The organism is Achromobacter sp. Bel (assembly GCF_012928505.1).
In the GTDB taxonomy this organism is placed as follows: domain Bacteria; phylum Pseudomonadota; class Gammaproteobacteria; order Burkholderiales; family Burkholderiaceae_B; genus Achromobacter.
The window spans coordinates 1-26,920 of the sequence record NZ_JABBJN010000036.1; the positions used below are offsets into that span (position 1 = coordinate 1).

Sequence of the window (26,920 nt, forward strand, 5' to 3'; positions counted from 1 at the left end):
CGCGCCGCGCGCTGCGGCAGGGGGATGGCGTTCAGCCAGGAAGCGCTGGGCCGCGTCTTGCAGCATGCGCTGGTCTTCGGTTAAAGGCAGAGTCATGACGATCGGAATCAATGGAAGTGTCGAACTGCGGCCCGCACGCGCATCGGCCGTCAGGCCTTGGGCAGGCCCAGCATCTGTTCGGCGATGATGTTGCGCTGGATCTCGGAGGTACCGGCCAGGATGGTTTCCGCGCGCGACCACAGATAGGCATGGGTCAGCGCCGCCGCTTGCTCGTCGGCGCCTTCCGCCACGCAAGCGGTTTCACCCAGCAATTGCATGGACAGTTCCAGCAGCCGCTGGTGCGCCTCGCTCCAATGGATCTTGGTGGACGACCCTTCCGGGCCGGGCGGGTCCCCCCGCATCGCGCCGGCCAGCGCGCGCTGCGACTTCAACGCCAGCACATGGCCGTCGGCCGCCAGCCGCGCCCACTTGTGGCGCACGGCGGCCGACGAGGCCGGCACGTGCCCGTACACATCGGGGCGCAACGCCAGGCGGCGCACCATATCCAGTTCCTGCGCGAAACGCACCAGCCGCGGGATGAAGTAGGTGCCGCGCTCGAAGCTGGCGGCGGCCATCGCCACTTTCCAACCCTGGTTCGGATCGCCCAGCAACAGGTCGTGCGGCACGAAGACGTCTTCAAAGAACACCTCGCAGAATTCGGCTTCACCCGTGATCTGCCGGATAGGTTCGACCCGCACCCCAGGGCTGCCCATGTCCACCAGCAGGAAACTCAGGCCACGGTGCTTGGGCGCCTGGGGATCGGTGCGCGCCAGCACGAAGCACCATTGCGCGCGGTCCGCGAACGACGTCCAGATCTTGTGGCCGTTCAGCCGATAGCCGCCCGCCACAGGTTCGGCCCGCGTGCGCACTGACGCCAGGTCGGAGCCGGCGCCCGGTTCCGAATAACCCTGGCACCAGACCTCGCGGTTGGCCAGGATGCCAGGCAGGAAACGCCGCTTCTGCGCCTCGGTGCCGAAGTGCAGCAGCGTCGGCGCCAGAATGCCATGGCCGATCAGGTTCACGCCCAACGGCGCGCCGCAGCGCGCGTGCTCTTCGTGAAACACGGCCTGCCGCGACAACGGCAGGTCTTTCCCGCCATACGCTTCGGGCCAGCCCAGGCCGGACCAGCCATTGGCGCACAGGGTGTCTTCCCAGGCGCGCCGAAAATCCAGGTCGTGCGGGGCGGCCCCGCCCGGCCAATCCCGGGCGAAGGCGGCATAGGCCAAGGCTAGCCAGGCGCGCAGTTCCTGGCGGAAAGCGGCGTCATCCTGCGCCGCGTTCTGCAAACGACTCATGCCTACTACTCCAGGCGGATGTTGGATTCCCGCGCCACCTTGGCCCAGGTGGTCACGTCTTGCCGGATGAAGGCGGAAAACGTCTTGGGATCGCTGCCGATGATGTCCAGCCCCAGGCCTACGAACTGCGCCTTCACATCGGGTTGCGCGAGGATCTGCGCGAGATTCTGGTAGAGCTTGTCGATCACCGGCTGCGGCGTGCGCGCGGGCGCCACCAACCCCAACCACGGCATCGCCGAATAGCCCGGCAGACCCGACGCCGCCACCGTCGGCAGATCCGGCACGGACGCCGACGGGCGCGTCGTGGTCACGGCCAGCGCGCGCAGCTTGCCGTCCTTGACGAAGGGGCCCGACGACGCCCATGCATCGAACATCACCTGGATGCGCCCGGCCACAAGGTCGTTCAGCGCGGGCGCGCTGCCCTTGTACGGGATGTGCGCCATCTGCACGCCCGCCATGCTGTTGAAGAGTTCGGCTTCCAGATGCGTCGAACTGCCGGTGCCGACCGAACCGTAGCTGACCTTGCCCGGATTGGCCTTCAGGTAGGCGATCAGCTCGCCCACGTTCTTGGCCGGGATCGACGGATGCACTTCCAGCACGTGCACGACCGACGCCACCTGGCTGACCGCCGCGAAGTCCTTGATGGGGTCGTAATTGACCTTGGCGTAGATGCTGGGCGCGATACCCAGCGAGGACGCCGCCATCAGCAAGGTGTAGCCATCCGGCTCCGCTCGCGACACGTAGTCGGACGCGATCATCGTCCCGCCGCCCGGCTTGTTCTCAACGATCACGGGCTGCCCCAGCTTTGCGGTCAGGCGCTCGGCGAGCAGCCGGCTCATGATGTCCGCCGCGCCGCCGGGCGAAAACGGCACCACGATGCGTACGGGCCGGCTGGGAAAGGGGTCCTGGGCCAGCGCCGGGTTCGCGACGCCGATGCAGGCCAGCGCAACGCCGGCCAATAGTCTCTTCATCATGCTTGTCTCCTCCTGGGGATACGCTGCGCGCGGCCGCGTGATTGCGTATGCGCGCTACGGGGTTGCGGGCAGGATCAACGCGTCCAGCACTGCGACGCCCTGTCCCGCCTCTTTGATCAGCAATGGGTTGACTTCAATTTCCGCCACGTCCGCGGGCGCCGCAAGCAGGGCGTTGCCCACGGCCACGATGCTCCGGCACGCCGCCGCCAGATCGGCGCGGGGCTTGCCTCGGTAGCCGTCCAAAAGCGGAAACGCCTTGAGTTCGTGCAGCATCTGCAAGGCGATGTCTTCGTCCACCGGCAGCAGGCGATGGCTGGTGTCCTGGTACAGCTCGGTCAGCACACCGCCCAGGCCCACGGTCAGGACGGGGCCGAACACCGGATCGCGCGTGGCGCCCACGATGATCTCGGCCACGCCGCGCTCCATCTTCTGCACCATCACGCCATCGATACGCGCATCGGGTTGCGCTTGCCTGGCAGACTGGATCACCTGGCCGCAGGCCGCCTGCACCGCCGCGTCGTCCGCCAGCGCCAACGCCACGCCGCCGGCCTCCGTCTTGTGCGCGATGTCGGCGCTAAGAATCTTCAGCGCCACGGGATAACCCGCCGCCTGCGCATCGGCCGTTGCCTCGCCGGCGTCGCGCGCCACACGCGCCCGCGCCTGCGGCAATCCGAAGGCGGCGACATACGCGCGCGCATCGACTTCATTGCAGGGCAGCGCCGGCGCAGGCATCGCCTCCAGGCGTGGCATCGGCGCGATGCGCTTGGCGCCGCGCGCCTCGCACCACAACAGGTACGGCGCCAGGGCGGACACGGCCTGCCCCAGATCTTCGAACACGGCGACTTCTGCCGCGCGCAAGGCAGCGCGGCTTTGCGCCAGGCCGGTATCGATCGCGACGAACAGGCGCCGGTGCTGGCGCGAGGCCTCGGCCAGCGCGTCCGCCATGCGGTCCAGCATGTAGCCGGGGGCATAGACCACCACTGCGTCGATCGCGTCCGTCGTCGCCAGGGCCTGCAGCACGGTACGCACGAAGTCGGGATCGTTGACCACATTGCCGGTCACGTCCACGGGATTGCCGACCATGCCGTAATCGGGAATCCCGCCGCGCAGCACGGCTTGCAAGGACGCGGGCAGATCGGGCAAGTGCAGCCCCGCGCCGATGAACTTGTCGGCCAGGATCGCGCCCAGCGCGCCCGACATCGTCAGCACGGCCACCCGTTTACCCGCGCTGCGGTGACGTAGCGTGGCCAGGCTGGCCAGATGGGCCATCTGCGCGAAGTCCGTGGCCTCGATGACGTTCAACTGCCGGAAGGCCGCGGCGTACACGCGCCGGTCTCCGGCCAAGGCGGACGTGTGGGACCGCACGGCCGCTGCGCCCTTGTCCGTGTTGCCCGCCTTCAGCGCGATCAGCAGCTTGCCCTGGCGTTCAAGCTCGCGGCAGGCGCGCACGAAGCGGCCGCCGTCGCGCAGTTGCTCGATATAACCCAGCACGATTTCGGTCTGCGGATCGGCGGCCAGGTATTCCAGGTATTGCGAAAAATCCAGGCACGCTTCATTGCCGGTATTGATGAAATGCGAAAACGGCAAGTCCAGCCTGCGCGCAATCGCGTATACCGCCGCGCAGACGTTGCCGCTTTGCGTCAGCAGGCTGACGACGCCCGGTCCGGTTTGCGCCGGCGCGGTCTTGAAGACCGAGGCGAACGCAGTATGCGCCTGCGTGTTCAGGTTGGCGAAGCCCATGCAGTTCGGGCCCGCCACGGCCATGCCGCTTTCAGCCACGAAGGCTTCCATCTCGTCCTGCAGGCGCACGCCCTCGCCGCCCGCCTCGGCAAACCCGGCGGCATACACGATGGCGGCGCGCACGCCCCGGGCGTGGCAGCGGCGCAGCATGGGCGTGACCTCGGCGGCGGCGATGGCCAGCACCGCCAGATCCACCGCCTCGGGCACGGCCTCGATGTCGGGCCAACAGCGCTTGCCGAACACTTCCTGGTACTTCGGGTTCACGGGATAGATGCCACCGGCGTAGCCGAAGCGGGTCAAGAGCTCCAGGGGCATGCCGCCGATTCGGCCGGCGTTCGCGCTGGCGCCGATCATGGCGATGGACCCTGGGTTCAACAGGCAATCCAGGGCCGTCCTCATGCCGTTTCGCCCTTCTTGTTGCGTTGGATGGCCTGGGCCAGTCCGCGCTCGCGCACCGCCTGGAATTCCTCGCTCAGATGCGACAGCTGATGCGTGTCGAAGTGCGCCGACAGCGCGGTGCGGAACCCCTGGGCGTCCGCGGTGCGGTTCAGCGACCGCTTGATCAGGCGCAGGCCGAACGGCGGCGCCTGGGCGATGCGCCGCGCCAGCGCCAGCGTCGCCTCGTCCAACTCGGCCTCGGGCACGACGCGGTTCACCATGCCGATGCGCAGCGCTTCCTGCGCATCGACTTTCTCACCGGTGTAGAGCATTTCCTTGGCTTTGCGCAGCCCCATCACCCACGGATGGATCAACACCTCGGTCGCGGCGGCCGCCAGGGTATGGCCCACCGGATCCGAAAAATACGCCGTGTCCGAACACACCACCAGATCGCACATGTTGGCGATCATGAATCCGCCGGCGACACAGGCGCCCTGCACTTGCGCGACGGTCGGCTTCGAAAAGTCCCAGATGCGCAGGCAATAGCCGTAATAGCGGCGCGATTCGTAGTCCCAGCGCTCTTCCACCGTGAAGTCGGCGCGCTTGGCCTGCGCTTCTTTCAGGTCGTGGCCCGCGGAGAAATGCGCGCCGCGGCCGGCCAGCACGACAACCCGCACGGAATCGTCTTGCTCGGCACGCGTCAGGGCGTCGTCCAGTTCGTCCAGCATCTGCTGGCTTTGGGCATTGCGCGCGGATTCGCGCGCCAGGCTGATGCGGCATACCGAGTCAAACTGCTCGATGGCCAGGGTGGTGTATTCCATAGTCTCCTCGTCTCTTGCAATGTCCGCGCTCGACACCGGCGCGGATCGACTGGATTGAATTAACGCACCCCAAATCCTAGAATACAAAATATTCAATAAATATTTCCCACAATATGAACAAACCAACTGCCACCGGCGGCACGCAAAGCATGCGCCGCGCCTTAGGGCTGCTGCGCGTGCTGGCGCAGCACCAGGAAGACGGCATCGACCTGCAGGGCGTGATGAGCGCCACCGGGCTGGAGCGCTCAACGGCGCACCGCCTGCTGAGCTGCCTGCTGGAAGAGCAGTTCGCCGAACGCGACCACCGCAACCGTCGCTACCGCCTCGGCGTGGATTCGATGCAATTGGGGTTTGCCGCCCTGCGGCGCACGCCCTTGCTGGACGCGCTGCGGCCGTTCGCGCAAAAGCTCGCGCGCCTGTCCGGCGACACCGTTTTCCTGGTGATCCGCCAGGGCGACTACGCGCTGTGCCTGTTGCGGGAAGCCGGGTCGTTTCCGGTGAAGGTGTTCACCATCGACCAGGGCGAACGCCGCCTGCTCGGTGTGGGCGCCGGCGGGCTGGCGCTGATGGCCAGCCTGCCGGACGAGGACATCGCGTCGCTATACGCCAGGCACGCGGCAAGCTACGCGCAGATCGGCGTCACCAGCAGCGCATTGATGAAGGCCGTCAAGCAGACGCGCACGGCCGGGTACTCCGAGATCGTCGACACGATCACGCCGGGCGTGTCGGGCGTGGGGGTCGCGTTTCCAGTGTCGGAACTGACCTGGGTGGCGTTCAGCTTCGGGGCGATCAGCAGCCGGCTGGATGGGCCGCGCCGTGTACAGATGGGCGCGCTGCTGCGCGCCGAATGCCTGGCGTGGGCCCAGGACTACCTGGGCCACGCCTGAGGCGGCGCGTTCCGCCGGGGGTGGCGGAACGCGGTCCGGGCGAAACGCCTGGACCGTTCGGGCTTGCGGCCGGGCTTGGGGCGGCCTTAAATGCGCTCGAAAATGGCGGCGATGCCTTGCCCGCCTCCGATGCACATCGTCACCAGGGCATAGCGCCCGCCCACGCGCTGCAGTTCATGCAGCGCCTTGACGGTGATGATCGCGCCGGTGGCGCCGATGGGGTGTCCCAAGCCGATGCCGCTGCCGTTCGGGTTGACCTTGGCCGGATCCAGCTTCAGTTCGCGCGACACGGCGCAAGCCTGCGCCGCGAAGGCTTCATTGGCCTCGATGACGTCCAGCTGGTCCACGGTCAGGCCGGCGCGCTTGAGCGCCGCCTGCGTGGCCGGCACCGGGCCGATGCCCATGATGTCGGGATCGACGCCCGCATGGGCGTACGCCACCAGGCGGGCCAACGGCTTGATGCCGCGCTTGGCGGCCACCGAGGCGTTCATCAGCACCACGGCGCCCGCGCCGTCGTTCAAGCCCGAGGCGTTGCCCGCCGTGACCGTGCCGTTCTCCTTCTGGAAAACGGGCTTGAGCGTGGCCATGGTGGCAGCCGAGACATCGCGGCGCACGTGCTCGTCGGTGTCGAACACGACTTCGCCTTTGCGCGTCTTCTGCACCACCGGCACGATCTGGTCGCGGAAGTAGCCGGCGTCGATGGCGGCTGCCGCGCGGCGATGCGATTCGGCGGCCAGCGCGTCCTGGTCCTGGCGGCTGATACCGAATTTGGCCGCCACGTTCTCGGCCGTGACGCCCATGTGCATGCGGCCGAACGGATCCGACAATGCGCCCGTCATCATGTCCAGCATGACGCTATCGCCCATGCGGGCGCCCCAGCGCTGCGACGGCACGATGTAGGGCGCGCGGCTCATGCTTTCGGCGCCTGCGCCGATCGCGATCTCGGCGTCGCCCAGCAAGATCGTCTGGGCCGCCGACACGATGGCCTGCAGGCCCGAACCGCACAGGCGATTGACGTTGAAGGCGGGCGTTTCCTTGGCGATGCCGGCATTCATGGCGGCCACGCGCGACAGGTACATGTCGCGGGGTTCGGTATTGATGACGTGGCCGACCGCGACATGGCCGACCTCGTCGCCCTTGACGCCGGCGCGTTCAAGCGCGGCGCGGATGACGGTGGCGCCCAGGTCGCACGGCGGCACGTCTTTCAGCGCGCCCCCGAAGTCGCCGATGGCGGTGCGGACGGCCGAAGCGACGATGACTTCATTCATGGTGTTTCCTCCTTGTAGTGCTTTCCATCATACCGCCGGCCCGCCGCCCCCCGGAACGACCCCGGCGTCAGGCGCGGGGCTTGCGCGCGGCCCGCTGCGCGATGAAGGCGCCCACCGCATCCGCGTGTGCCTGGGTCTTGTGCGCCAGCGCCTGATACGCGGCCGACAGCTCCAGCAAGGTGTCCAGCCGCACATGCTGGCTTTCGCGCAGCAGGCGCTTGGTCAGCCGCACCGCGTCGGGGGAGTTCGCCGCCATGCGCGCGGCCAGCGCCTGCGCCGCAGGCAGCAGTTCAACAGCCGGCACGACGCGGGACACCAGCCCCCATTCCTGCGCCGTGCCCGCGTCGATGGCGTCCCCGGTGAACGACATCTCGGCCGCCCGCGCCGAGCCGATCAGCCGCGGCAGGAACCACGCGCCGCCGTCCCCCGGAACGATCCCCAGCTTGACGAAACTTTCCGCGAACGTCGCCCCTTCCGCGGCGATGCGCACATCGCACATGCAAGCCAGATCGCAACCCGCGCCGACGGCCGGGCCGTTGACGGCCGCGATCGTCGGCACTTCCAGCGCATGCAGGGCCAGCGGCAAACGCTGGATGCCGTGGCGGTACTCCTGGCGCAAGGCGGCGCTGCCGACCTCGGGGCCGATCTGCCGCTGCATGTCGTTGATATTGCCGCCAGACGAAAACACCTTGCCCGCTGCCGTCAGGATCAGCACGCGCACGGAAGGATCCCGCTCGATGCGCGCGAACGCGGCCAGCAACTGGTCCACGATGCCGCTGCCGGTCAGCGCATTGCGCGTGGCCGGATCGTCCAGCGTCAGCGTTACGACGCCGTCCGCGCTTTGCTCGTAATGCACGAGTTCCGTCATGCCTTTCTCCTTGTATGCAGGGTTGCGTGCTATTGCTTCGGGATGCCGGCGCGCTGGGCGGCTTCGTCCCACTTGCGGATTTCGTCGCGCTGGAACACGCCCAGTTCTTGCGGGCCTACGGGGAATACCTCCCAGTTCGTGCGCGCCATGAACTCGACAGCGTCCGTCGTGCGAAATATCTCCAGCAGCACGCCGGCCAACTTGTCGATGACAGCTGCCGGCGTGCGGGCCGGCGCAAACGCCGCGGTCCAGTTCACCATGTAATAGCCCGGAAATCCCGATTCCTGCAACGTCGGCGTATCGGGCGCGCTCTTTAGCCGCGTGTCTCCCGTGACCGCCAGCAGACGCATGCGGCCGCTCTGCAGGAAGGGAATCACGGCGCCATAATCCGCGAACACGAAGTCCACCTGCCCGCCCGCAAGGTCCGTCAACGCGGGAGCCGCGCCGCGATACGGCACGTGGTTGGCCTTGATGCCGCCCATGGCCAGAAACAGTTCGGTAGCGATTTGATAGGACGCGCTGCCGCTGCCGAAATTCAGCTCGCCCGGACGCTGGCGCGCCGCGCTCACCAGATCCGCCACTGTCTTGTAGGGCGCATCAGCCTTGACTACCAGCGCCATCGCGCCGTAACCCAGACGCGCCACGGGCGCGAAGTCTTTCACCGGGTCATACGGCAAGTGCTTGAACATGGCCGCGTTGGTCGCCACCGGCGAATTGCTGGCCAGCAGCAGGGTGTAGCCGTCGGGTTCCGCCAAGGCGACCGCCTGCGCAGCGATAAAGCTGTTGCCGCCCGGCCGGTTTTCCACCGTAACGGCCACGCCGAGCTTTTCTTCCATTTTCTTTGCGACATAGCGCGCGTTGCTGTCCGTGCCGCTGCCCGGAGGAAACGACACGATCAGCCGGATGGCCTTGTCGGGGTAAGCGGCCTGGACCGACGCCGCGGACAGCGCCAGCCATGCCGCGCCTGCCAGCGCCAATAGGCGCATCAGCTTGTTCATTGCTTGTCTCCTGTTGTTATCGTCGCTTGGCGCGTTGGACGCGGCACGGCGCAGGAGGCAGCGTAGGTACACGGACAGGTCGCGTCTAATATTAATTTTTGCGCAAGCGATACCAGCCACGTATCACCCACCGGGCCGCCACCGATACGAAATTAGTATCAAATATCCAACAAATAATATTGGACGGCTGTCGCCACGCGGCGTGATAGTGGCCGAGGACGCCCTGCTGCGGGGCGCCCTTCCGCTTCGGAGCGCCCATGATTGATACGCTGGAATTGACCGCCATCCCGCCCGAGGATGAAGCCTTGCGCGCCGACGTGCGCGCTTTCCTGTCCGATACGCTGGATGGGCTGGAACCCGACGAGCGCGCGCGGTCATGGATGGGTTTCGACGCGGCGTTCAGCCGCCAACTGGCCGAACGCGGATGGTTGGGCATGACCTTGCCCCGCGAGCACGGCGGCGCGGCCCGCGGTCATTTCGCCCGTTTCGTGTTGTCCGAAGAACTGCTGGGCGCGGGCGCGCCGGTCTCGGCCCACTGGATTGCCGACCGCCAAAGCGCGCCGCTGATCTTGAAGTACGGCACGTCGTCGCAACGGGACTTCTACCTGCCCCGCATCTGCCGCGCAGAGGCGTTCTTTTGCATCGGCATGAGTGAACCCGGATCCGGTTCGGACCTGGCCAGCATCCGCAGCCGCGCCACGCCCGTTGCGGGCGGCTGGCGTTTGAATGGCAGCAAGGTCTGGACCACCAATGCGCACCGCTCACACTACATGATTGCGCTGGTCCGCACGTCGGGTTCGCCTGAAGACCGGCACCAGGGGCTGTCGCAGCTGATCGTGGATCTGTCGCTGCCTGGCGTGTCCATCCGCCCCATCAAAGACCTGGCCGGCGATTCGCATTTTTCGGAGGTCTTCTTCGACAATGTCGAGCTGGCGGATGACGCGCTGATCGGCGCGGAAGGCGCGGGCTGGGCGCAAGTCAACGCCGAACTCGCGTTTGAACGCAGTGGCCCCGAGCGTCTGTATTCCAGCATTGCCCTGCTGGAATGCTGGCTGACACAATGCCGGACCGTCTCGCATGACGCCAGCGACCGGGCCGCCCTGGGCAGCATCCTGTCGCAGATGGCTGTTCTGCGCGCCATGTCGCTGGCGGTGGCGGGCAGGCTGGCGGCAGGCGGCAGTCCGGCCACCGAGGCCGCGCTGGTGAAAGATCTGGGCACCGAGCTTGAACAAGCCCTTCCGCGCCTGATCGGCGACGCACTGGGACGCCGCCCCGACATGCCGCCGCCCCTGCCGCTGCTGCGCACCCTGGCCTATCTGGAACAAGTCAGCCCCACGTTTTCCTTGCGCGGCGGCACGCGCGAAATCCTGCGCGGCATCATCGCCCGCGGTCTTGGCCTTCGATAAGGACGATCATCATGGACACTTTGCTTGGCGACGCCGCCGAACGCCTGTTCGCCCAGACGTGCACGCCCGCATTGATTCGCGGCATCGAACAAGGCCAACCGATCGCCACGGCGTGGCAGGCCTGCGAAGACGCCGGCTTTGCCGACGCGCTGGTGCCCGAGGCGCAGGGCGGCGCGGGGCTGGACCTGCCCGATGCGCTACCCGTGATGCTGGCGGCCGGCCGCCATCTTTGCCCCTATCCGATTGCGCACACGATGCTGGCGCGTGCCTGGCTTGCCGCCGCCGGACGCGCACGGCCGACAGGATCGATCGCCATCGCCCCGCACGGCCTGTCGATCCAGGGCAACCGCGTCGCAGGCGCCAACGTACCGTGGATCCGCGCGGCCGACAACGTCCTGGCGCATATCAATGGGCAAGCCTGGCTGTTGGCCACGCAGAATGGCCGCGTCCAGCCGAACGGCGTGCAGGGCAGCCTGGACGGCGAAGCCTCGTGGATGATGGCGGACGCGCAATGCCTGGGCCACGGCAGTCCGCTGGACGAGCTGGCCGCCGCCGCCTATGCCGGCTTGATGGCCGGCGCCATGGACCGGGTGCTGGCGCTGACGCTGGACTACGCCAATACGCGGGCGCAGTTCGGCAAACCCATCGGCCGTTTCCAGGCCGTGCAGCAGCAGATCAGTGTGATGGCCGAACAGGTCTGGGCCGTCCGCATGGCCGCGCAGTTGGTGTTCCAGGGCGCTGGCGGGCGACCGCGAGCGATGCTGGCCGCGATGGGCAAGGCGCGCGCCAGCCAGGCAGCACCGCTGGTCGCCGACATCGCGCACGCGGTGCATGGAGCCATCGGCGTCACCGCTGAATACGATTTGCAGTTGTATACCCGGCGACTGCGCGAATGGCGGACGGCGGGCGGGTCGGAATCCTATTGGCACGAACGCATCGGCGCCCATGCGCTGAAGAACGACGCAGATGCCCTGACCTACCTGCGCACGGCACTCTGCGTCCCGGGATGAGGCCAATATCGAAGGGATAGCACGCATGCCGCAATCGATACGCGCGCCGTATCATCCAGGGCAACCATCCTCCCGGGCCGCCCTTATGGATTTCCGCCATCTACAGCAGTTCCTGGTGCTTGCCGAGACGCTGAACTTCCACCGCGCGGCGGAGAAGCTGCATATGTCTCAGCCCCCGCTGTCGGTCTCGATCCGCAAGCTTGAAGACATGGTGGGCGTGCCGTTGTTCGTCCGTGGACGCCAGGGCGTGCAATTGACCGAAGCCGGCCTGGCCGCCCTGGATGAAGCGCGTCGCGCCCTATTCCATGCCGAGCAGTTCAAGCTGGCTGCGCGCGCCGGCGCCGCGGGCGAAGGCGGCACCGTGCGCATCGGCTTCGTCGGGTCCGCCACGCACGGTATCCTGCCGCGCATCCTGCCCCTGTTCCGCCAACGCTATCCCGGCGTGACCGTCGTGCTGCGCGAAGCGACATCGATCCGCATCATGCAGGATCTGGCGGAGGACACGCTGGAGGTCGGTATCGTGCGCGTGCCGGTGGCCATGGGGTCGAACGTGCGCCTGGCCCCGCTGACCACCGAGAACTTCGCGCTGGCCGTGCCCAAAGGGCATCCGCTGGCGCGGCGCGGCCGCATCCGCTTGACCGACCTGGCGGACGAGGCGTTCATCATGTACACCGCAACCGAGGCGGCCGGCTTGCGGATGGCGGCGATCAACGCATGCCAATTGCGCGGCTTCACGCCCCGCATCACCCAGGAAGCGGTGCAGGTGCAGACGCTGCTGAGCCTGGTCGAAAGCGGATTGGGCGTGGCGCTGGTGCCCGCCGGCAGCCGGCGCCATCCGGGACCCAACGTCGTCTATAAAACGCTGGCCGACTTTCCCGCCGACGCCTCGATCGGCATTTCGCTGGCATGGAATCCCGACACGGAACGCAGCGCCGCGCGCAACCTGCGCGAGATGGCCAGCCAGGCATTCCGCGACAAGCCTGCCAAATATCCGGTGCCGCGCTTGCGGCAAGGTGGCCGGCAGGCTTAGGATGGAGCATGGCTGCGCCACGGCACCTCGCGGGGCTGGAAGTGCGGCGCGCGGTCCACGTTTGAACCTTGCCAGCGATTCGGGAGCACATCGTGAAGACAGTTGCTGAGATTCTCAGGGAAAAGCCGAACCACTCCGTCGTGACGGTTTCACCGGATTCATCGGTGTACGACGCCATCAAGACCATGGCCGAACGCAGCATCGGCGCGGTCGTCGTCGTCGAAGGCGATACCGTGCTGGGCATGTTGTCCGAGCGCGACTACGCCCGCAAGGTCGTCTTGCAAGACCGCTCGTCGCGTAGCACGAAAGTGCGCGACATCATGACGGACTCGGTCTACTACGTGGGCCCCGGCGATACGCGGGAACACTGTATGGCCATGATGACCGAACGGCACTTCCGCCATCTTCCGGTCATCGACGACGAAAAGTTGATCGGCCTGTTGTCCATCGGCGATCTGGTCAAGGACGTCATGAGCGAACAGAAGTTCATCATCCACGAATTGGAGCGCTACATCAGCGGCGGCCACGCCTGACCCCCCTGGCCGCGGACCTGGCGGGCGCGGGCTAGCCCGCCGCCAGGATCCGTGCCGCGGGCACGATCAGCCCCAGTCCCGCAGCCAGCAGCAGCACGAACACCATGCGCTTGATGGTCTTCATCGAGCCCGCCGTGCCATAACGCCGCGCCACCCACGTCACGCCGATCACGACCGGAAACGCCTGCACGCTCAGCCAGAACGACGACGCCATGAACGCCCCCTGCCCGGTCACCAGACTCAGACGCACCAAGGCGTTCAGCGAAAACAGCACCAGCAGGCTGTTGCGGATGGACGCCAGCGGCAAGGGCTGGCGGTACAAGTGATAGACCATTGGCGGCCCGGCGCTTGAGAACAAGCCGCCCAGCACGCCCGATATCCCGCCGAAGAACACGAAAGACGCCTTGGACGACAGCCGTTCGAGCGGCTTGGCGCGCGCCACCAGCAAGACGGCGCACGCGAGGATCGTGACGCCCAGCAGCAATTGCAAAAACACCGTCGTCGACCCGCTGATCCAGGTCAGCACCGCCACGCCCACGCCGACTCCCACCAGGCTGGCAGCCATCGCCGGGCCGATCAGCGACCAGTTCACCTGCGGTTTGGCGCGCGCCAGCGTCACCGCGGCATTCACCAGCGACAGCACGCTGACCACGTTCGCCACTTCAGACACCGACGCCAGCTGGAACACGCCCGACAGCCCCAGCAGCACAAGCCCGAAGGCGAAGCCGGTCATGGTCTGGGCATACGTGGCAAGCGCCACGCAGACCAGGAACAGCAGATGTTGGGAGATGCTCATGCGTAGGGAATTTCTTGTCGCCGGGCCGCCTGCATAGCGGCGCGTGTTTTTCTTATCGCTGGGCCGCCCCGTGGAGGCGGCCTGCCGCGGCGATGATATCACCGCGCTGGGGGCCTTCCCCCCGAGGCCCCCGGACGGTCGAATCACATATCTTGTCACAAATGGAAGCGTCCCTGAACCTGTCCCCGACGGACTGCCGCTATCCTTGCCGCCCTGTCCGTCCTAGCCGGTTTGACCTTGCCTGAATGACGCCCAAACACACCACGATCAACACCGTGACCCTGACCTGCTCCACGTGCGGCAGCGCTCAGTTCACCAAGTTGGCCCCCAACGAATACCGATGCAACCACTGCCACGCCTTGACGCTGGTGGAGGACGACGTCGCGCAGCGGCTGGAAAAGATCCTGCGCGGCATGCAGCAGCCCAACCAGGCGCCGCAAGTGAAGCCCGCGGTGCTCGCGGCCATCGCGTTGACCGTGGCCGCGGTGATCACCATCCCCCTGGTGGCCTCGCTGTTGAGTTCGGGCAGTTCGCCGGCGCCGCACCGTCCGGTGCAGCCGCCGCCGATCGATGCCTCGCTGGTCAAGCTGACCGATGTCCGCGAAACGCAGGAACGCGGCCGCAAGCAGCTGGTCATGATGATGCGCAACGAGACCGGCAGGAAGATCGACGCGCCGCGCGTGACCGCCACGTTTTTCCAGGGCGAATTGACGCTGTCGTCGTCCTGGAGTTCGCCGTCGGCTCGGACCTTGCAACCCGGCGAATACGCCCCGGTGTTGATCTCGGTGCCGGACAAGGCCTATAGCCGCTACGCGCTGGAGGTTGCCACGCCGTCGCCCGCGCGCGGCAAGACCAACAATGTGGCGCCCAGCAAGGTGCAACTCGTGCGCAACGACGGGGCCTACCGGCTGGTCGGCCTGCTGAAGAATCAGGGCGCGACAGAGGCCAACAGCACCCAGATCACCGTCATCCTGTACGGCGAGGACGGCGCGATGATCGGCACGGGCAACGGCTACGGCACTGCCAGCCCGCTGGCGCCCGGCGCATTGACGTCGTTCGACGTGCGCTGCGAGATGCTTGGCGACGGCAATGTCGCGTCCTACGATTACATGGTGCAAAGTGAAAGCTGACCGCCCCGAAGCGACATCCCTGTCCTGGCCGGCCAAGGCCGGACTTGCGCTGATCATCCTGGCCGCGATCGGCTTCGCGCTATACAAGCACACGGCCGCAGGCCCCTGGATCGCGCAGAAATTTGCCCCGAAAGCCGCGCCGCAAGCCGCGGCCCCGGGCAAGGACGATGCGCCCAAGGAGGCGGCCCCCGCCAGCCGCATCGTGCGGGTCAGCCCGGCCAATGCCCGGGTCATCGACCAGGTCCGCCTGACCACGGAAGAACTGCTGGACCCCGATTTTGCGCTGTTCGACCCCAAGGCGTTCAGCCTGTCCGCGCCGCGCCGCCTGCTGGACGAAATCGAACGCCCCGTCCTGTATGCCGAACTCGTCAACACCAGCGATCGCTACGTCGCCCTGTCGCCACGGGTGAAGATCGCCGTGTTCGACGGGTCGCGCGCGGTGGACTTGCGCCAGGACTGGGAACTGCCCACCCACCTGTATCCGGGCGAACGGGTGACGGTGGCGATGCCCGGCGGCCGCTATGAACGCGTGACCGAGATCAAGCCTGACTGGCGGCCGGCCAAGCGCGCCGCGCTGCCCGGCCCCCGCCCCAAGCTGGCCGTCTCCGTGGAGAACACCGAGGCCAACGTCGGCACCGGCACCCTCAATTTCAGCTACCGCTACCGTTACAAGTACGTCACGGTCCACGGCCGGGTACGCAATGAAGACCAGGCGGAGGTCGACAACGTGCGGGTCTGGATCACCCTGTACGACGCCCAGGACCAGGTGTCCGGGGCCACGTTCAAGGAACTGCGGTTGCCCAAGCTGAAGCCGGGCGAAACTGCCCCGTTCGAAGCCCAAGTCAAACAATACGGCGGCAATTTCGCCCGGGTGGGCCTGGTCTACGACGCTACGGCACGCTGAGCCTGGCACCGCGCCGCCTTCGGGCGCGCCTCTATGGAAAGGCGGCTCGCAAGGCCGCCTTTTGCTTGCCCGCCCCGCACCGCCCCCCTGCGCGCCGTCGCCCGTAAGCAACAGCTATCAACTCAAGTCTTATATAAGATATAAGACATTTGCCTGCCCCCCGTCTTCCCTCTACAATTCCGCCAACAACCCTTCTTCCAACCCGACTTTGAGCAGGCCTCACATGCTGGATAATTACCGCCAACACGTTGCCGAACGCGCGGCTCTGGGGATTCCCCCGCTGCCCCTTACGGCTAAACAAACCGCTGAACTGATCGAACTGCTGAAGAACCCGCCTGCTGGCGAGGAGCAGAATCTGGTCGAACTGCTGACCTACCGTGTGCCGGCCGGCGTGGACGATGCCGCCAAGGTCAAGGCGTCCTACCTGGCCGCCGTGGCGCTGGGCAAGGAAGCTTGTGCGTTGATCAGCCGTGCCAAGGCGACGGAACTGCTGGGCACGATGCTCGGCGGCTACAACATTGGCCCGCTGGTCGACCTGCTGGATGATGCGGAAATCGGCACCATCGCCGCCGATGCGCTGAAAAAGACCCTGTTGATGTTCGACGCCTTCCATGACGTGAAGGAAAAGGCCGACGGCGGCAACGCCAACGCCAAGTCCGTGCTGCAAAGCTGGGCCGATGCCGAGTGGTTCACGAGCCGTCCGGAACTGCCGGAAAGCCTGACCATCACCGTCTTCAAGGTGCCGGGCGAAACCAACACCGACGACCTGTCGCCGGCGCCTGACGCCACCACCCGCCCCGACATCCCGATGCACGCCCTGGCGATGCTGAAGAACAAGCGCGACGGCGCCGCCTTCGAACCGGAAGAAGATGGCAAGCGCGGCCCGGTCAAGTTCATCGAATCGCTCAAGGAAAAGGGCCACCTGGTCGCCTATGTGGGCGACGTGGTCGGCACGGGTTCGTCGCGCAAGTCGGCCACCAACTCGGTGCTGTGGTTCACGGGCGAAGACATCCCCTTCGTACCGAACAAGCGCTTTGGCGGCGTGTGCCTGGGCAACAAGATCGCCCCGATCTTCTACAACACGATGGAAGACGCCGGCGCGCTGCCGATCGAACTGGACGTGTCCAAGATGGAAATGGGCGACGTCGTCGAGCTGCGTCCGTATGAAGGCAAGGCCATCAAGAATGGCGAAGTCATCGCTGAATTCGAAGTCAAATCCGACGTGCTGTTCGACGAAGTGCGCGCCGGCGGCCGCATTCCGCTGATCATCGGCCGTGGCCTGACGAGCAAGGCGCGCGAAGCGCTGGGCCTGGCCCCGTCGACGCTGTTCCGCCTGCCGAAGGACCCGGTCGACACCGGCCGCGGCTACACCCTGGCCCAGAAGATGGTCGGCCGCGCCTGCGGCCTGCCGGAAGGCAAGGGTATCCGCCCGGGCACCTACTGCGAACCGAAGATGACCTCGGTCGGCAGCCAGGACACGACCGGCCCGATGACCCGCGACGAACTGAAAGACCTCGCTTGCCTGGGTTTCTCGGCAGACCTGGTGATGCAGTCGTTCTGCCACACCGCCGCCTACCCGAAGCCCGTGGACGTCAAGACGCACCACACGCTGCCGGAATTCATCAGCACCCGCGGCGGCATCTCGCTGCGCCCGGGCGACGGCGTGATCCACTCGTGGCTGAACCGCATGCTGTTGCCCGACACCGTCGGCACCGGCGGCGACTCGCACACCCGCTTCCCCATCGGCATCTCGTTCCCCGCCGGTTCGGGCCTGGTGGCCTTTGCCGCCGCCACGGGCGTGATGCCCCTGGACATGCCGGAGTCGGTGCTGGTCCGCTTCAAGGGCAAGTTGCAGCCTGGCGTCACCCTACGTGACCTGGTCAACGCCATCCCGCTGTACGCCATCAAGCAAGGCCTGCTGACGGTCGCCAAGCAAGGCAAGAAGAACATCTTCTCCGGCCGCATCCTGGAAATCGAAGGCCTGCCCGACCTGAAGGTCGAACAAGCCTTCGAACTGTCGGACGCTTCCGCTGAACGTTCGGCCGCCGGCTGCTCGGTACACCTGAACAAGGAACCGATCATCGAATACATCAACAGCAACATCGTGATGTTGAAGTGGATGATCGCCAACGGCTACGAAGACGAGCGCACCCTGGGCCGCCGCATCAAGGCCATGGAAGCCTGGCTGGCTGACCCCAAGCTGCTGGCTCCGGACGCCGACGCCGAATACGCCGCCGTCATCGAAATCGACCTGGCCGACGTGCACGAGCCCATCGTGGCCTGCCCGAACGATCCGGACGACGTCAAGACGCTGTCCGAAGTCGCCGGCGCAAAGATCGACGAAGTGTTCATCGGCAGCTGCATGACCAACATCGGCCACTTCCGCGCAGCCTCCAAGCTGCTGGAAGGCAAGCGCGACATCCCGGTCAAGCTGTGGATTGCCCCGCCGACCAAGATGGACGCCACGCAACTGACCGAAGAAGGCCACTACGGCGTCTTCGGCACCGCCGGCGCCCGCACGGAAATGCCGGGTTGCTCGCTGTGCATGGGTAACCAGGCACAAGTGCGCGAAGGCGCTACCGTCATGTCGACCAGCACCCGCAACTTCCCGAACCGCCTGGGCAAGAACACGAACGTGTACCTGGGTTCGGCTGAATTGGCCGCCATCTGCTCGAAGCTGGGCCGGATTCCGACCAAGGAAGAATACATGGGCGATATGGGCGTCATCAACAAGAGCGGCGACCAGATCTACCAGTACCTGAACTTCGACAAAATCGCGGACTACAAGGACGTGGCGGATGTGATCGAGGTCTAAGCCTCGAACGCCCAGCCAGGCCCTGCTGCCTGCACGACGGCCCCGGAGCGATCCGGGGCCGTTTTTCTTTGTGCCCGCGTTGGCGCGAAGCACCCGGGGCTGCACGTGTCCTCAAAAAATTTCAGGGACGGAACTTTTCCGGCGATACGTTTTCATACAATCGCGCTACCTTGTGACACTTGGCCCTTAAACCGGCGCGGCTTGCCGCCTGCGCCCCCCTTATTCAGGAGGACGCCTGCCAATGACCCGGCTTTTGCTGCCGCCGCTGCTACTGCTGGCGCTTGCCGGTTGCGCCACCGCGCCGCCATCCAACCCCGAGAACATTTGCGCGATCTTCCGCGAAAAACCGGACTGGCACGACGCCGCCCTGAAGGTGCAGAAGAAATGGGGCGCCCCCGTGCCGGTCCCGATGGCCATGATGTACCAGGAGTCGTCCTTCAAGCAGGACGCCGTGCCGCCCCGCTACTACTTCCTGGGCATCATCCCCTGGGGCCGGGTCAGCTCCGCCTACGGCTATGCGCAGGCCAAGGACGAAACCTGGGCCGACTACAAGAATGACGCCGGCGGTTGGGGCGCCAGCCGCGACAACTTCGCCGATGCGCTGGATTTCATGGGCTGGTACATGAGCAAGTCGCAGCGCATCAACGGCGTATCGAAGTGGGACGCCTACGGCCAATACCTGAACTATCACGAAGGCTGGACCGGCTACCGCAACCGCAGCTACGACCGCAAGGCTTGGTTGAAGACCGTGTCGCAAAAGGTGCAGGCACGCGCGGAGAAGTTCACGTCGCAGTACAAGAGCTGCGAGGCGGATCTGACGCGGGGGGGATGGTTCTGGTGAGGGGGCAGTCTTTATAAAAACCCCGGCACCAAGCCGGGGTTTTTCATGCATGCCGGCTCATGCCGGCCACAATCAGAAGTCCATGCTGGCCGACAGCAGGAACGTGCGCGGACCGCCCAGGACCAGATAGCCGTTGCCCGGGTAGCCGCCCACCGACGACCAGTAGTTGCGGTTGGCGATGTTCTCGACGCGCGCGCGCAGGGTCACGACGTGGCCGTCGACGTCCATCATGTAGCGCAGGCCCGCATCGAAACGGGTCCAGCCCGGCACCTTGAGGGTGTTGGCGTCGTTCGCATAGGACGAACCGGTGTAGACGACGCGGCCGTCCACGGCCAGGCCCTGCACGCCGGGAATGTCCCATTCCACGCCCATGTTGGCCTGGAAGCGCGGCACGCCAATCACGCGGTTGCCATCCAGCGACGCCGTGCCGGTCGAGCGCTGCTCGGCGTCCAGCCACGTCAGGCCGCCCAGCACGCGCACGCTCTTGATGGGTTCGCCGTAGACAGTCAGTTCCGCGCCTTGATGGCGGTCTTTGCCGGACGTGGTCAGCTCGTTACTGGCGTTGTACATCGCGCGCGGCTTGTCCGTGGAGAAGAGCGCCAGGCCGGCGCCCAGGCCGTCGCCTTCGTACTTCACGCCGATTTCCTTTTGCTTGGACACGTACGGCTGCAGGCTCTGGCCGACGTTGGGCACGGGCCTGCCGTTCGCGTTGGCGGGCGCGGTCGGGCCTGCGACCAGCGCTTCGATGTAATTCGCGTACAGGGAAACGCTGGGCGCCACCTTGAAGACGATGCCGGCGGCAGGCGAATTGCGGCTGGCGTCATAGGCGCCGTTTTCCTTGCCGGTGTTGTAGGCGTAGTCGCGCTGGGACAGCCGCTGATGCCGGATGCCCAAGGTCAGCAGCACCTTGTCATCCAGGAACGACATCGTGTCGCCAAAGGCGTAGCTGCTCATCCGCGTGCGCCCTTGCAGCGCAGGGTTGTCGATGTCGTTGCCCCGCAACGCGCCGGCGCTGAAGGCGGGCTTGTCGTAGGACACCGGGTCATAGATGTTGGTCGCGAACGTGTTGGCGTAATCCATGATGTAGGCATTTTTCTTCTTCAGGTCGAAGAAGGATGCCGACACGACGAACTCGTGGCCCACCGGACCCGTGCGCACCTTGGCGCGCAAGCCCAATTCACCCGTGTTGACGCTGTCCTCGCGAGTGTTGTCGAACCGGTAGAAGTTGCCCGCGCCCGTGCTGCCGTTGGTCAGCGTCACGTTGCCCAGCGAGTTCGCTTCGTCGCTGCGGCGGAAGCCGTACGCGGCCCAGCCCGTCAGCTTGTCGCTGAAATCGTGCTCGGCGCGCAACGTGCCAAACACATCTCGCTCGTTGGAATAGGACCACGGCTGCGCGTAGTTGGAGCTGGCGTCCGGCGCGTCGGGCACGCTGGTGACGCCGGCGCCCATCGTCACGTTCGGCCGCGCGCGCTTGAGCTTGTTTTCCTGCCAGCCGATATCGCCGGACAAACGCGTGTCGGCCGAGCGCCAATCGATGCCCAACGACACCAGGCTGGTACGCGAATGTTCGTCGTCGATACCCGTATCGCCGCTGCGTTGCGCGGCGTTCAGACGGATGCCGGTGCTGTCGTCAGGGCCGAAACGGCGCGCAATGTCGGTCGACAGCTGGAACTGGCCGCCACTGCCCACGCCGGTGGTGACGCGGGTCAGCGGTTCATTCGGCGCACGCTTGGGCACCAGGTTGATCACGCCGCCGATGCCGCCGCCGCCGGGCGTCGCGCCCGTCAGAAAAGCCGTCGCGCCGCGCAGCACTTCCACGCGCTCGAACAGTTCGGTGGCGATGTACTGGCGCGGCAGCAGGCTGTACAGCCCGTTGTAGGCCACGTCGTCGGAACTCAGGATGAAGCCGCGGATAAAGTACGACTCCTGGAAGTTGCCGAAGCCGCGCGCCACCCGCACCCCGGAATCGTTTTGCAGCACGTCGCCCACGCTGCGTGCCTGCTTGTCCTGGATCAGCTCGTTCGTGTAGCTGGTGATGCTGAACGGCGTGCTCATGTTGTCTTGGGTACCCAGAATGCCGACGCGGCCGCCTGTGGCGACTTGGCCGCCCGCGAAAGGCGCCGCCAGGCCGCCGGCCGAGGCATCAGCGCTGGCTTCGACCTTGATGGCCTCCATCGACACGACGGAGCCATTGGCGGCGGGTTGGGTTTCGGGGGCAGTTTGACCGTAGACGACGCCCAGGCACGGCAGCGTCGCGGCCATGCAGGCAAGAGTTCTGATTTTCATATCGGGATCACGAGAGGCAAGAGAAGCGCGTCGTTGCGCAAAGAAACGCAACATCCCGCAGGGGTCACGCACGGAATCTTGGAGGATTTATGCCGGAAATGGTATCAAACAGAGAATCATTCTCATTCCGTCCCTTATTTTAGAAAGACGGATCGTTGCCGGCGCGCAACAGATATCCCTGATGCCTACAGGGTCAAGCCGCTTGATCCTGGCGCATTTTCCCGAAATCGCCGGCTTCATAGGCGGCCAGCGCTCGGCTCAGGTCACGTTGGCTGGCCATCACGACGGTCCCGCGCCGAAAAACGGGTTCGTCCACGAACGGACCTGCGATCAGCACGTAATGCGCGGGCGCCTTCCCTGCCATCAGCAGCAGCACCCCCTCGTCGTCGGCCGGTCGCGCCGACGCCGCCAACGCGGAACCGACGTGCAGAACGGCAAAGTCCGGATCACCGCCCTGCCGCTTCGGCAAGGGCGGCGCCCCGCTCCGGCAATGGCGGGCACGCACCCCCAGCTCCCCCTGCACCGAGTAGATCCAGGCATTCCAGCCGGGCGCCAAGGGCAGCAATTGCGTCGCCCCGGGGCGCAGCCAGCCGTCCAGGATCATCAGTGCCTCGGGGGTCGCTAGCGGAGACTGCCAGCCGCCGTGCTTGCCCGCCACGACGCGCACGCGGCCGGCGTCCGTTTGGATGACAGGCATCTCCCAGGCGCGAAGCAACGAGACCTCCGGCGGCAGCGACTTGAGCCGGTCCGGCAGATTCAACGCGATGCGCAGGCCATTCAGGCGCGCGGGCCCGGCGGGTTGCTGCGTGCGCAGGATGCCCGTGCCCGCCACGGTCCAGTGCAGGTCCCCTGCGCGCACCTCGTGATCGTTGCCTTCGCTGTCCTGGCATTGCATGACGCCTTTGGCGTCTTCCAGCAGCAGCGTGGCCGCGCACAGGCCGGCGTGCGGCTGCGGCGCGGCCATCGCCCCGGTCATGATGAAGTGGTCCACCATGACGACGGGCGACGGGCTATGGGAGAAATCGGTGTGCAGGAACGGGCGAAGCGTGCAGGCATCGCCCGCGGACTGGGTCTGGCCGGCAACGACGTTGCTGAGATGGATAGTCAAAAAAATGCTGCCTGATGAGGGAGTGGCGCTAGGGCCTGCCACACACGTAAAAGGAGGCTCCCTTCCGTGCGCGCAGGCCCTAGCTGACGCGAAGCTTATGGGTTCCGCGCCCCCCGCGCAATCCCCCCAATTTCTCGCCCTCGCCCCGGTAGCGACGCCACGGACTCAGTCCAGCGTGATCCGGTTCGCGCGGATCACGGCGCCCCAGCGTTCGCGGTCCTCCGAGACGTACCTGTCGACCTCCGCCTGGTCGCGCGGCGCCTGGATCGCCAGCCCCAATGTCTGGAAGCGTTCGCGGAAATCCGGCTGGCGCATGACGCGGGCAACGGCGTCCTGCAAAACGCGCGCATCGGCGGCGGGTGTGGCCAGCGGCACGGCGACGCCGAACCAGGTCGCCGCGCGGAAGCCCGGAAACCCGCTTTCAGCGACGGTCGGCACGTCGGGCAACACGGGCAGCCGTTCGGCCGTGGTCACCGCCAGCGCCTTGATCTTGTTTTCCTTCACCAGGGGCAGCGACGTGCTGATGACATCCACCATCAATTGCGTGTCGTTGGCCATCAGCGAACTGAGCGCGGGCGCGCTGCCGTTGTACGGAATGTGCGCGATGTCGACGCCGGTCCGGGACTTGAGCAGTTCAGTCGCCAGTTGCAAGGGGTTGCCGATGCCGACCGACGCGTAGTTCAGTTTGCCAGGGTGCGCCTTCGCGTAGCTGACGAACTGCGCCAACGTTGTGGCGGGCACCTCGTTATTCGCCACGACCACCAGCGGCAACTCCGCCACGACCGACAGCACGCGGAAATCGCGCGCCGCGTCATAGGAGATCTTCCGGTAAAGCAGAGGGTTGAGCACCATGCTGGCGTTACTGGCCAGAAATATCGTGTACCCGTCAGGCTGGGCGCGAGCCACCTGCGTGGCGGCGATCATCGTGTTGGCGCCCGGCTTGTTCTCGACCACAACGGGTTGCGACAGCTCGCGCGACAGGCGCTCGGCCAGCACGCGCGACAACTGGTCGGCCGCGCCCCCCGGGGTGTAGGGCACCACCAGCTTCACGGGCCTGTCCGGGAACGCCGCCCGGGCTTGCGGGACGCTGGCGGCACACACCAGCATCGCGGCCAAGGCGCGGCCGAACCAACGATTCATCTGCGACATGCTTGTCTCCCGAGTCTTCACGGACTCTTGTAATGGGTACTGCCTGAAGGAACTGGACGACGGCGCCGGCGGCCATTCGCAAAGGCCGCGTGGCCGCTACACCTTGCGCGCGTGGCCTTCCCAGAATTCCGCCCTGAGCCGGCGCTTGGCGATCTTCCCGTTGTCGTCGCGCGGCAGGACCTGGCGCAGGGAAAGCTCGCGCGGGACCTTGTAGCGGGCGATCCGGGCGGACAGCCATCGCAGGGCGTCTTCCACATCCAGGACGGCCTCCGGGGCGGGTTGAACCAAGCCCAGCAGGCGTTCGCCGAACTCGGGATCCGGCACGCCGAAAACCGCGCAATCGGCCACGCCCGGGTACTGCATCAGGTGGTGTTCGATTTCCGCCGGATAGATGTTCACGCCGCCCGAAATCACCAGGTCCGATTCGCGGTCGCACACGAACAGGTAGCCGTCCTCGTCGACATAGCCCAGGTCGCCCAGCCCGATCAGGCCGTCGCGCTCGACCGCCTGGCGGGCCTCGGGATGGTTGCGGTAGGTGAAGTCGGCATACGCGGGCTGGCGCACGTGGATGCGCCCGACCTGCCCGGGCGCGCAGACCGAGCCATCCTCGGCGTAGATGCGCACCTGCGCTGGCCCGATGGGCCGCCCCGCGCTACCCGGCTTCGCCAGCGCCTCATGTGAATCGATCACGGTCACCATGCCCGCTTCGCTGGACGCGTAGGTTTCATGCACCACCGGCCCCAGCCAGTCGATCATCGCTCGCTTGAGCTCTGGGGCGCACGGCGCGCCCGTCGACGCCACGAAGCGTAATGACGACAAATCGAACGATGCCCGCGTGCGCGCATCCAGCTTCAACAAGCGCACGTACATGATGGGCACCAGATAGATCGTGTCGATGCGGTGCTGCTCGATCAGGCGCAACACCTCGACCGGGTCGAAACGCGGCATCAGCACCAGCGTGTCGCACACGCGCAGCGCCACCTGCGCGAAGACGCTGGGCGCGCTGTGGTAGATCGGCGCGGGCAGCAAGGCGCGGCTTCCCTGGCGCAAGCCATAGGCCTGTTCGACGACGGCCTCCACGGCCGCCAGATGTTCGGCCAGCCGCTCCACCGGGAAGGGCTGGCGCACCACGCCCTTGGGGCGGCCCGTCGTGCCCGAGGTATAGGCCATGTGGCCGCGCGGCGCGACCAGCGGCCCGTCATGGCGCGGCTGCGCATTGCGCCACGCCTCGTAGTCGTTCGCCTCGAAATTGTCGGCCTCGGACATGGTGTCCGTGCCGCCCGACACTCGCAGCACGGGCAGGTCTGCCGGCAGCGCGGCACAGACCCCGCGCCACAGGTCGTCTTCGGTGATCAGCAGTTTCGCGCCGCTATCGCTTACCAGGAACGCCACCTCGTCGGCCGTGTAGTGCCAATTGATCGGGCAGTAATAGCAGCCCAGCCGCTTGCAGGCCTGGATGATTTCCAGATAGGGCATGCCGTTGCGCAGCAGCACGGCGATCACGTCGCCTTCCCGCACCCCCATGGCCGCGAGGCCCGCCGCCACCTGTTCGCCGCGGGCGATCAGCGCATCGCGGTCCAGGCAAACGTCGCCGGCAATGATCCGTCCGCTCATGCCGGCTTCCCGGCACGCAGGGCCTTGTCCTGCGCCGTGCGCGCCTCGATCGCGGCGCGGGCGGCGGCCCAGTCTTCCTCGGTCCACTCGAAGTACTGCTTGAAGTACGCCCCGTTGGCCAGATAGTCGCCGCCATCCAGCGCAATCGTCTGGCCGTTGATCCAGTCGTTGCCCGGCCCCAGCAGAAAGGCCGCCAGTTCGCCGATGTCGTGGCCGGTGCCCAGGCGCCGCATGGGGTTCTGCTGGATCAGGGCATCCTGGCCATCGCCGTTCGGGCGCAGCCGCGCCGTCGCGCCTTCGGTGGGGATCACCCCGGGCGCAATGGCGTTCATGCGGATCCCGTGCCGCCCCCATTCGACGGCCAGCGATTTCGTCATCGCGTCGATGCCCGCCTTGGACATGGCCGAGGGCACCACGAACGGCGATCCGGTCCACACCCACGTCACCACGATGGACACGACCGCGCCCTGCGCACCGGTGGCGATCCAGCGTTTGCCCACGGCCTGCGTCGTATAGAAAGTGCCGCGGAACACGGTGTCAGCGATGGCGTTGAAACCGCGCGCCGACAGTTTTTCAGTCGGACTGATGAAGTTGCCGGCGGCGTTGTTGATCAGGCCGTCCAGGCCCCCGTGCGTGTTCCAGATGCCCGCCACCATCGCGTCGACCGCATCCGCGTCGCGGATGTCGACCGCGTGGGCATACGCCTGGCCGCCATGCCTGGCGCGCAAGGCGGCAGCGGCCTCCTCCACCACGGACAAGCGGCGTCCGCACAGGTGGACAGTGGCGCCCAGCGACGCCAGTTGCTCCGCCATCGCGTAGCCCAGGCCGGTTCCCCCGCCCGTGACGAGGATGCGCTGGCCGTGGAACAAGTCCGCCCGGAACATGCTTTGCGGCATGGTTTGTCTCCTGTTGTCGTTTGGAATGCCAGCAGCGGACGGATGGGTCCGATGCGGTTCGGACCCAGAATATCAATCCCCGGATATCGCGACAATCCTTCACCTTGAGTAAACTCTGTTTCCTCACAGGCAAC

General features: G+C 66.4%; 22 protein-coding genes. 9 read left to right on the forward strand and 13 right to left on the reverse strand.

What is annotated here, in order from left to right; translation table 11 throughout:
* Nucleotides 1–149: 149 nt before the first annotated feature.
* The 4 genes from HG262_RS20810 to HG262_RS20825 are packed head-to-tail and all read right to left on the reverse strand — an operon-like array spanning nt 150 to nt 5,247.
* On the reverse strand, nt 150–1,334 hold the full coding sequence (locus HG262_RS20810; RefSeq protein WP_169272827.1) for an acyl-CoA dehydrogenase family protein: 1,185 nt from the start codon (nt 1,332–1,334) through the stop codon (nt 150–152).
* 5 nt (nt 1,335–1,339) lie between these two features.
* On the reverse strand, nt 1,340–2,308 hold the full coding sequence (locus HG262_RS20815) for a tripartite tricarboxylate transporter substrate binding protein (RefSeq protein WP_169272828.1): 969 nt from the start codon (nt 2,306–2,308) through the stop codon (nt 1,340–1,342).
* Nucleotides 2,309–2,362: 54 nt separating this feature from the next.
* On the reverse strand, nt 2,363–4,447 hold the full coding sequence (locus HG262_RS20820) for an acetate--CoA ligase family protein (protein WP_169272829.1): 2,085 nt from the start codon (nt 4,445–4,447) through the stop codon (nt 2,363–2,365).
* Nucleotides 4,444–5,247 (reverse strand): enoyl-CoA hydratase, encoded by an 804-nt coding sequence (locus HG262_RS20825; RefSeq protein WP_169272830.1) that lies wholly within the window; start codon nt 5,245–5,247, stop codon nt 4,444–4,446. The genes HG262_RS20820 and HG262_RS20825 overlap by 4 nt, the downstream gene beginning before the upstream one ends.
* 113 nt (nt 5,248–5,360) lie before the next feature.
* Here HG262_RS20825 and HG262_RS20830 point away from each other — a divergent pair, with 113 nt between their 5' ends.
* Nucleotides 5,361–6,134, forward strand: a complete 774-nt coding sequence (locus HG262_RS20830; RefSeq protein ID WP_169272831.1) for an IclR family transcriptional regulator — start codon at nt 5,361–5,363, stop codon at nt 6,132–6,134.
* An 86-nt stretch (nt 6,135–6,220) separates the two neighbouring features.
* On the opposite strand, the gene bktB is transcribed toward HG262_RS20830, so the two are convergent.
* From bktB to HG262_RS20845, 3 genes are all read right to left on the reverse strand, one after another.
* Complete coding sequence (gene bktB / locus HG262_RS20835) at nt 6,221–7,402, reverse strand: beta-ketothiolase BktB (RefSeq protein ID WP_105556551.1); 1,182 nt, start codon at nt 7,400–7,402, stop codon at nt 6,221–6,223.
* Nucleotides 7,403–7,469: 67 nt separating this feature from the next.
* Nucleotides 7,470–8,270, reverse strand: coding sequence for a crotonase/enoyl-CoA hydratase family protein (locus HG262_RS20840; protein ID WP_169272832.1), 801 nt, complete (start codon nt 8,268–8,270; stop codon nt 7,470–7,472).
* Between the two features lie 29 nt (nt 8,271–8,299).
* Entirely contained in the window at nt 8,300–9,268 is a 969-nt protein-coding gene (locus HG262_RS20845; protein WP_169272833.1) for a tripartite tricarboxylate transporter substrate binding protein, read from the reverse strand.
* Between the two features lie 257 nt (nt 9,269–9,525).
* On the opposite strand from HG262_RS20845, the gene HG262_RS20850 reads away from it, so the two are divergent.
* The 4 genes from HG262_RS20850 (at nt 9,526) to HG262_RS20865 (ending at nt 13,247) form a co-directional block, all read left to right on the forward strand.
* Nucleotides 9,526–10,674 carry an acyl-CoA dehydrogenase family protein gene (locus HG262_RS20850; RefSeq protein ID WP_169272834.1) on the forward strand — a complete coding sequence of 383 codons (1,149 nt, stop codon included), beginning with the start codon at nt 9,526–9,528 and terminating at the stop codon, nt 10,672–10,674.
* A gap of 11 nt (nt 10,675–10,685) precedes the next feature.
* Nucleotides 10,686–11,684, forward strand: coding sequence for an acyl-CoA dehydrogenase family protein (locus HG262_RS20855; RefSeq protein ID WP_169272835.1), 999 nt, complete (start codon nt 10,686–10,688; stop codon nt 11,682–11,684).
* Nucleotides 11,685–11,769: 85 nt separating this feature from the next.
* A complete protein-coding gene (locus tag HG262_RS20860; protein ID WP_169272836.1) occupies nt 11,770–12,714 on the forward strand; it encodes a LysR family transcriptional regulator in 945 nt (314 codons plus the stop codon).
* A gap of 92 nt (nt 12,715–12,806) precedes the next feature.
* Nucleotides 12,807–13,247, forward strand: a complete 441-nt coding sequence (locus tag HG262_RS20865; protein ID WP_169272837.1) for a CBS domain-containing protein — start codon at nt 12,807–12,809, stop codon at nt 13,245–13,247.
* A 31-nt stretch (nt 13,248–13,278) separates the two neighbouring features.
* Here the strand turns inward: HG262_RS20865 and HG262_RS20870 are convergent, their stop codons facing one another.
* Nucleotides 13,279–14,043 carry a TSUP family transporter gene (locus tag HG262_RS20870; RefSeq protein ID WP_169272838.1) on the reverse strand — a complete coding sequence of 255 codons (765 nt, stop codon included), beginning with the start codon at nt 14,041–14,043 and terminating at the stop codon, nt 13,279–13,281.
* A gap of 245 nt (nt 14,044–14,288) precedes the next feature.
* Here HG262_RS20870 and HG262_RS20875 point away from each other — a divergent pair, with 245 nt between their 5' ends.
* The 4 genes from HG262_RS20875 to HG262_RS20890 all read left to right on the forward strand — a co-directional run bounded on the left by HG262_RS20875 (nt 14,289) and on the right by HG262_RS20890 (nt 19,733).
* The gene (locus HG262_RS20875; protein WP_169272839.1) at nt 14,289–15,173 is read left to right on the forward strand and encodes an FxLYD domain-containing protein; all 885 of its coding nucleotides are present in this window, start codon (nt 14,289–14,291) and stop codon (nt 15,171–15,173) included.
* Complete coding sequence (locus tag HG262_RS20880) at nt 15,163–16,077, forward strand: FxLYD domain-containing protein (protein WP_169272840.1); 915 nt, start codon at nt 15,163–15,165, stop codon at nt 16,075–16,077. Before HG262_RS20875 ends, HG262_RS20880 begins: the two co-directional genes overlap by 11 nt.
* Nucleotides 16,078–16,300: 223 nt before the next feature.
* Entirely contained in the window at nt 16,301–18,892 is a 2,592-nt protein-coding gene (gene acnB / locus HG262_RS20885; protein ID WP_169272841.1) for a bifunctional aconitate hydratase 2/2-methylisocitrate dehydratase, read from the forward strand.
* A 241-nt stretch (nt 18,893–19,133) separates the two neighbouring features.
* Nucleotides 19,134–19,733 (forward strand): hypothetical protein, encoded by a 600-nt coding sequence (locus HG262_RS20890; RefSeq protein WP_169272842.1) that lies wholly within the window; start codon nt 19,134–19,136, stop codon nt 19,731–19,733.
* Between the two features lie 72 nt (nt 19,734–19,805).
* On the opposite strand, the gene HG262_RS20895 is transcribed toward HG262_RS20890, so the two are convergent.
* The 5 genes from HG262_RS20895 to HG262_RS20915 all read right to left on the reverse strand — a co-directional run bounded on the left by HG262_RS20895 (nt 19,806) and on the right by HG262_RS20915 (nt 26,774).
* A complete protein-coding gene (locus tag HG262_RS20895; RefSeq protein ID WP_169272843.1) occupies nt 19,806–22,019 on the reverse strand; it encodes a TonB-dependent receptor in 2,214 nt (737 codons plus the stop codon).
* Between the two features lie 193 nt (nt 22,020–22,212).
* Nucleotides 22,213–23,127, reverse strand: a complete 915-nt coding sequence (locus tag HG262_RS20900) for a pirin-like C-terminal cupin domain-containing protein (RefSeq protein WP_169272844.1) — start codon at nt 23,125–23,127, stop codon at nt 22,213–22,215.
* Between the two features lie 165 nt (nt 23,128–23,292).
* On the reverse strand, nt 23,293–24,276 hold the full coding sequence (locus HG262_RS20905; protein WP_169272845.1) for a tripartite tricarboxylate transporter substrate binding protein: 984 nt from the start codon (nt 24,274–24,276) through the stop codon (nt 23,293–23,295).
* A gap of 96 nt (nt 24,277–24,372) precedes the next feature.
* Nucleotides 24,373–25,890, reverse strand: a complete 1,518-nt coding sequence (locus HG262_RS20910; RefSeq protein ID WP_169272846.1) for an AMP-binding protein — start codon at nt 25,888–25,890, stop codon at nt 24,373–24,375.
* A complete protein-coding gene (locus HG262_RS20915; protein ID WP_169272868.1) occupies nt 25,887–26,774 on the reverse strand; it encodes an SDR family oxidoreductase in 888 nt (295 codons plus the stop codon). The genes HG262_RS20910 and HG262_RS20915 overlap by 4 nt, the downstream gene beginning before the upstream one ends.
* Between the last annotated feature and the right edge of the window lie 146 nt (nt 26,775–26,920).

What these genes read in the sequence shown, in the direction of transcription:
- HG262_RS20860 (WP_169272836.1), top strand. Translation starts at nt 11,770, where the DNA reads ATGGATTTCCGCCATCTACAGCAGTTCCTGGTGCTTGCCGAGACGCTG.
- HG262_RS20850 (WP_169272834.1), top strand. Translation starts at nt 9,526, where the DNA reads ATGATTGATACGCTGGAATTGACCGCCATCCCGCCCGAGGATGAAGCC.
- HG262_RS20810 (WP_169272827.1), bottom strand. Translation starts at nt 1,334, where the DNA reads ATGAGTCGTTTGCAGAACGCGGCGCAGGATGACGCCGCTTTCCGCCAG.
- HG262_RS20815 (WP_169272828.1), bottom strand. Translation starts at nt 2,308, where the DNA reads ATGATGAAGAGACTATTGGCCGGCGTTGCGCTGGCCTGCATCGGCGTC.
- HG262_RS20905 (WP_169272845.1), bottom strand. Translation starts at nt 24,276, where the DNA reads ATGTCGCAGATGAATCGTTGGTTCGGCCGCGCCTTGGCCGCGATGCTG.
- HG262_RS20890 (WP_169272842.1), top strand. Translation starts at nt 19,134, where the DNA reads ATGACCCGGCTTTTGCTGCCGCCGCTGCTACTGCTGGCGCTTGCCGGT.
- HG262_RS20820 (WP_169272829.1), bottom strand. Translation starts at nt 4,447, where the DNA reads ATGAGGACGGCCCTGGATTGCCTGTTGAACCCAGGGTCCATCGCCATG.
- HG262_RS20875 (WP_169272839.1), top strand. Translation starts at nt 14,289, where the DNA reads ATGACGCCCAAACACACCACGATCAACACCGTGACCCTGACCTGCTCC.
- acnB (WP_169272841.1), top strand. Translation starts at nt 16,301, where the DNA reads ATGCTGGATAATTACCGCCAACACGTTGCCGAACGCGCGGCTCTGGGG.
- HG262_RS20840 (WP_169272832.1), bottom strand. Translation starts at nt 8,270, where the DNA reads ATGACGGAACTCGTGCATTACGAGCAAAGCGCGGACGGCGTCGTAACG.
- HG262_RS20855 (WP_169272835.1), top strand. Translation starts at nt 10,686, where the DNA reads ATGGACACTTTGCTTGGCGACGCCGCCGAACGCCTGTTCGCCCAGACG.
- HG262_RS20915 (WP_169272868.1), bottom strand. Translation starts at nt 26,774, where the DNA reads ATGTTCCGGGCGGACTTGTTCCACGGCCAGCGCATCCTCGTCACGGGC.
- HG262_RS20825 (WP_169272830.1), bottom strand. Translation starts at nt 5,247, where the DNA reads ATGGAATACACCACCCTGGCCATCGAGCAGTTTGACTCGGTATGCCGC.
- HG262_RS20870 (WP_169272838.1), bottom strand. Translation starts at nt 14,043, where the DNA reads ATGAGCATCTCCCAACATCTGCTGTTCCTGGTCTGCGTGGCGCTTGCC.
- bktB (WP_105556551.1), bottom strand. Translation starts at nt 7,402, where the DNA reads ATGAATGAAGTCATCGTCGCTTCGGCCGTCCGCACCGCCATCGGCGAC.
- HG262_RS20910 (WP_169272846.1), bottom strand. Translation starts at nt 25,890, where the DNA reads ATGAGCGGACGGATCATTGCCGGCGACGTTTGCCTGGACCGCGATGCG.
- HG262_RS20895 (WP_169272843.1), bottom strand. Translation starts at nt 22,019, where the DNA reads ATGAAAATCAGAACTCTTGCCTGCATGGCCGCGACGCTGCCGTGCCTG.
- HG262_RS20845 (WP_169272833.1), bottom strand. Translation starts at nt 9,268, where the DNA reads ATGAACAAGCTGATGCGCCTATTGGCGCTGGCAGGCGCGGCATGGCTG.
- HG262_RS20830 (WP_169272831.1), top strand. Translation starts at nt 5,361, where the DNA reads ATGAACAAACCAACTGCCACCGGCGGCACGCAAAGCATGCGCCGCGCC.